3 protein-coding genes are annotated in these 5,240 nt (G+C 60.6%); 2 read left to right on the top strand and 1 reads right to left on the bottom strand.

Going from position 1 to position 5,240, the window contains the following annotated elements; all coding sequences use genetic code 11:
• The coding region (locus tag K8W16_RS04180) for a sodium/proton-translocating pyrophosphatase (RefSeq protein WP_304121400.1) at positions 1 to 1,324 on the bottom strand (1,324 nt) is incomplete at its 3' end.
• Positions 1,325 to 1,709: 385 nt separating this feature from the next.
• Between K8W16_RS04180 and K8W16_RS04175 the strand changes: the two genes are divergently transcribed.
• Complete coding sequence (locus tag K8W16_RS04175; protein ID WP_304121398.1) at positions 1,710 to 2,549, top strand: aldo/keto reductase; 840 nt, start codon at positions 1,710 to 1,712, stop codon at positions 2,547 to 2,549.
• A gap of 157 nt (positions 2,550 to 2,706) precedes the next feature.
• A partial coding sequence (gene polA, locus K8W16_RS04170) for a DNA polymerase I (RefSeq protein ID WP_304121396.1) occupies positions 2,707 to 5,240 on the top strand: 2,534 nt, incomplete at its 3' end.

Raw genomic sequence — 5,240 nt, 5'->3', positions numbered from 1 at the left:
CGGCGATGCCGCCGGCGTTGTCGGTCACGGGGCCGTAGGCGTCAAGGGCGACGATCATGCCGGCGAGGGCCAGCATGGTGGTGGCGGCAAGGGAAATGCCGAACAGGCCCGCCTGGGCGTAGGCGAAGAGTATGCCCGCGCAGATGACGAGTACGGGAGCGGCGCAGGATTCCATGGAGATGGCGAGGCCCTGGATCACATTGGTGGCGTGGCCTGTGGTGGAAGCCTTGGAGATGCTGCGCACGGGGCGGTAGTCGGTGGAGGTGTAGTACTCGGTGATGAACACGATGAGGCCGGTGACGACAAGACCGGTAAGGCAGCACAGGAACAGGCTGACGCCGCTGAAGCTGATGCCCTGGATGAGCATGTTGCTCTCGCTCCAGAACATGAACATGGTGATGATGGCAATGAGCACCGTGGAAATGCCGGCGGTGGCGATGAGGCCCTTGTACAGGGCGCGCATGATGTTGCCGTCGGAGCCGAGCTTTACGAAGAAGGTTCCTATGACGGAAGAGACGATGCACACGCCGCTGATGAGCAGCGGGAACATGATCATTTTGGTCTGCAGAGCGCCGTCGAAGAATATGGAGGCAAGCAGCATTGTAGCCACCACGGTGACGGCGTAGGTTTCAAAGAGGTCGGCGGCCATGCCGGCACAGTCGCCCACGTTGTCGCCCACGTTGTCGGCGATAACGGCGGGGTTGCGGGGGTCGTCTTCAGGAATACCGGCTTCCACTTTGCCCACAAGGTCGGCGCCCACGTCCGCGCCCTTGGTGAAGATGCCGCCGCCGAGACGGGCGAAGATAGAGATGAGGGAGGCGCCGAAGGAAAGGGCGACCAGAGCCTGCATGGTGTGTTCGGTAGAGACGCCGAAGAGGGAAAGAACGGCGTAGTAAAGGGAAACGCCGAGCAGGCCGAGCCCCACCACCAGCATGCCGGTGATGGCTCCGGACTGGAAGGATGTGTTCAGAGCGGGAATCATGCCCTTTTCCGCAGCCGCGGCGGTGCGTACGTTGGCGCGCACGGAGACGTTCATGCCGATGAAGCCGGCAGTACCGGAAAGCACGGCGCCGATGATGAAGCCCAACGCTGTGAGGAAGGACATGAAGAACAGCAGAAGCACGGCGACCACGGCGCCCACGATGGCGATGGTGCGGTACTGGCGCTTAAGGTAGGCCTGGGCACCTTCCTGAATGGCGCTTGCGATGCGCTGCATGTCTTCATTGCCGGTGGAAGAGGCAAGGATGGTTTTGGACGTCTTGAACGCGTAGTACAGCGCAAAGGCTGCGCACGCGAAGACGATGACCAGAGAGAAGAACGTCATACATACCCCCGACAGGTAAGCTGAAAGTGGACAACCAATGTGGGACGGGCAGAGCCGTCTGCCTGGAACCACCTGTAATTATGGAGCAACAATAATATAAAAAATCCATGCTGATGACAAGGCCTTGCTCTCTGGAGAGGCGAGGCTGCACATGGACTTTTTTTTTTCTTGACGATACAGAAAAACAGAATATTGCGTCCCCGGCGGACAGAAAGGATACGCTTTCACGGAATCCCGGGTCTGTCGTTCAGGGCCTGCCGTTTGCGGAGATCTCGTGTCGCGGGGCGTCCGTTCCTTTGTGACGGTGCGGTTCAGGGCAGGGGAGTTTTCCCTTTTCGCTTCAGGGCTCGCCGCCTGCCGGACGGAAAACTCATGAGGAACAGCCATGAAATCGAAAGAATTCGTGCTCCATAACGGCGTCATCGTGCCTCATCCGGGCTTCGGTACCTGCAAAATCCCGGAAGAGGAAGTCTGCGGGGCGGTGCTTCGAGCCCTTGAGGCGGGCTATCGGCATTTCGATACCGCTTCCTTCTACGGCAGCGAGAGCGGCCTCGGCGAGGCTCTGCGCAAAAGCGGACTTGCGCGCGAAGAGGTGTTCATTGCCAGTAAGGTGTGGAACACGGAGCGCGGCTATGAGCGCACGAGGGCCGCTTTTGCCGCTTCTCTGGAAAGGATGGGGCTGGACTACCTTGATTTGTACCTTATACACTGGCCCGCCAATAAAAAGCAGTTCGGCGACGGGGCGGAGGCGCTCAACGCCGAAACCTGGCGCGCGCTGGAAGATCTTTACGAGGAAGGCATTGTGCGGGCCATAGGGGTGAGCAACTTCCTGCCTCATCACCTTGAGGGGCTTTTGAAAACGGCGCGCATCTGCCCTATGGTGAATCAGGTAGAGTGCCATCCCGGCTGGCTTCAGTTTCCGGTGCTGGAATACTGCCGGGAACACGGCATCGTGGTGGAGGCCTGGAGCCCTCTGGGCCGTAGGGCTGCCCTCGACCATCCCGTCATCAGGGACGTGGCGCAGAGAACGGGCCTGACGACGGCGCAGGTGTGCCTTGCCTGGCTGCGCGGGCACGGAGTGTTGCCTCTTCCCAAGGCCGCGGATCCTTCCCGTATGGAGGAGAACCTTCGCGAAGAGGGTATGCTTGACGAAAAAGACATGAGGGCTATCGACGCGCTTGCTCCCATGTGGCTCTGCTCGGATCCCGACATGGTGGATTTTTAGGGGCATTGTTGCAATCCCGCCTTTTCCGCCAGGCGCGGCAGGGCGGCATAATCCGGCGATATCTGTGCACATGGCGATGCGTCCCGGAGTTTTTTACGGAACGGCGAGGCGGCCTTTGCGGGCTTTTGCCGTCGGAACTTCCATACAGGAGAAAGAAATGTCATTGAAAGAGCGTCTCGGCCTTACCGGGGATCCCCTTTATGTGATGGACGGCAACGCCTTTCTGTTCCGGGGATATTTCGCCAACGCGGGCATGTCGCGTTCCGACGGCTTTCCCACGGGCGCGCTGCACATCGTAGGCCGGGTGCTGCTCAAGCTCCTGAGAGAGGAACGGCCCCGCCACTTCGCCTTTATTATGGACGGGCACGGCAGACATTTCCGCCATGAGATATTTCCTGCCTACAAGGCCAATCGTCCCACCCCTCCAGAAGGGCTCATCGCACAGATAGAGCCTTTGCAGAACATGGTGCGGGCTCTGGGTATGAAGGTGCTCGTGTCGGAAGGCTGCGAGGCCGACGACTGCATCGCAAGCCTTGCTGCGACATACGCGAAAGAGCGGCCCGTCGTCATCATCGGTATGGATAAGGATCTGCGCCAGTGCCTTGCCCCCGGAGTCATCATGTGGGATCCGGCCTCCCGGGAAGAAAAAATCGTCACTTTGGAATCCTTCCGTGAAGAGACAGGGCTTGAGCCTTTCCAGTGGCCGGACGTGCAGGCGCTTATCGGCGATACTTCCGACAACGTACCCGGGGTGAAGGGTATCGGCGAGAAGACGGCGGAAAAGCTGTTCCGCTACTTCAAAAATCTGGAAGAGGTGCGCGACCGCATGGCCGAGGTGCCGCCTTCTGTCCGCAAAAAACTGGAAGGCAACGAAGAGGCCATGTTCCTCTATCGTGAGCTGACGCGGCTACATACGGATTGCTGCCCTCACGCGCTGGAAGAACTTTCCGTGCTTCCTCTGAACAGGCAGGAGGCGCGCACCTTCCTGAGAGAATTTGAAATGAATTTTCTTTTGCGGGAACTGGACAGTCTTGTCCGCCAGGGCATTGTGGCCGCTTCCGGCGAGGAAGGAGAAACTTCTGCCCCGGGGAACAGGGCAGGGCGTCAGCTTTCCCTTTTTGACGCGGTTCCCGCCGTACCCGCCATGGAAAGCGTGGAAGACTCCGCATCGTTGCCTTCCTGTGCGGGAAGGGATGTGGCTGTTACCGCCGCGCCGGTGCTGCGCGGGTTTCAGCAGGCGGGCTTCTGCGTGGCCGTGCGCACGCCTTCCGGTGTGAAGGAAGTGCTTTTTTCCGGCGACTGCCGCGCGCTGGCGGCATGGGCGGCGGATGCCTCCTTGCTTGTGACGCCGGACATGAAGCGCCTTCTGCACGGCCACAGGTCCTGGGGCACACTGCCGTCTGTGCGCTGTTTCGATCTCGGCCTTGCCGCCTATCTTCTGGCTCCTGAAGACAGGGATTACAGCTGGCCCAGCCTTTCGGCCCGCCATGCGGAAAAAAGCGGACTGCCCATGGAGCGGCCCGCTTCCATCGCCCTTTCCCTGTACGACGACATGGTGAAGCGCCTGGAACGCGACGGGCTCCTCCGCCTGCTCAGGGATATGGAAATGCCCCTTATTCCCGTGCTCGCCGCCATGGAGGACGCGGGCATTACCATCGACAAAGAGGCCCTGAAAGCCTTCCTCGACGAGGTGCAGAAGGAGCTGGATGAGCTTACGGAGCGCATTTACCGGGAGGCCGGACAGGAGTTCAACATCCGCTCTGCGCAGCAGATAGGCGAGATACTCTTCAAGAAGCTGGGCCTTGCCGCGGCCAAATCCACGAAGGGCGGGCAGGCTTCCACCTCGCAGGCCGTGCTGGAAAAGCTTTCCGGTAAGCACCCCGTGGTGGATGCACTTCTGGAATTCCGCAAGCTGGAGAAGATGCGTTCCACCTATCTGGAGCCGCTGCCCCGCCTTGCCGGGCCGGACAGCCGTATCCACACCACCTTCAATCAGACGGCCACGGCCACGGGCAGGCTCTCTTCCAGCAACCCCAACCTTCAGAATATTCCCGTGCGCGGCGATCTCGGGCGGCGCATGCGCACCTGCTTCACCGCCGGGCCGGGCATGAGCCTCATTTCCGCCGACTATTCGCAGGTGGAGCTCAGGGTACTCGCGCACTATTCCCAGGATCCGACGCTCCTTGCCTCCTTCCGCAACGGGGAGGACATACATACCCGCACGGCCGCGCTCCTGTACGACGTGGAACCTTCCCAGATAGGGCCGGACGAAAGGCGGAGGGCAAAGACCATCAACTTCGGACTCATTTACGGCATGGGGCCGAGCAAACTCGGGCAGGATCTCGGCATCCCCCTCTCGGAAGCCCGGATGTTCATCGAGCGATACTTCACGAGGTTCGCGCACATCAAGGAGTTCTTCGACGGCGTGGAGGAAGAGGCGCGCAGAAACGGCTATGTGACTACGCTTTCCGGCCGCCGACGCCCGCTGCCCAATATCGTTTCCCAGAGCGGGCAGGCCCGGGCCCTTGCCGAGAGGCAGGCCGTGAACACGCTTATCCAAGGGTCGGCGGCCGACCTCATCAAGTTCGCCATGCTGGCGGTGCACGGCGATGAGGAGCTTCGGCGCAGGAAGGCGCGCCTTCTTCTGCAGATACACGACGAACTCATCGTGGAAGCGCCGGAAGAGGAGGC

Origin of the sequence: Mailhella massiliensis, assembly GCF_020741395.1 — a bacterium.
In the GTDB taxonomy this organism is placed as follows: domain Bacteria; phylum Desulfobacterota; class Desulfovibrionia; order Desulfovibrionales; family Desulfovibrionaceae; genus Mailhella; species Mailhella massiliensis_A.
Note: the sequence above shows the minus strand (reverse complement) of the source record. Positions and strands in the feature narration are given on the sequence as shown.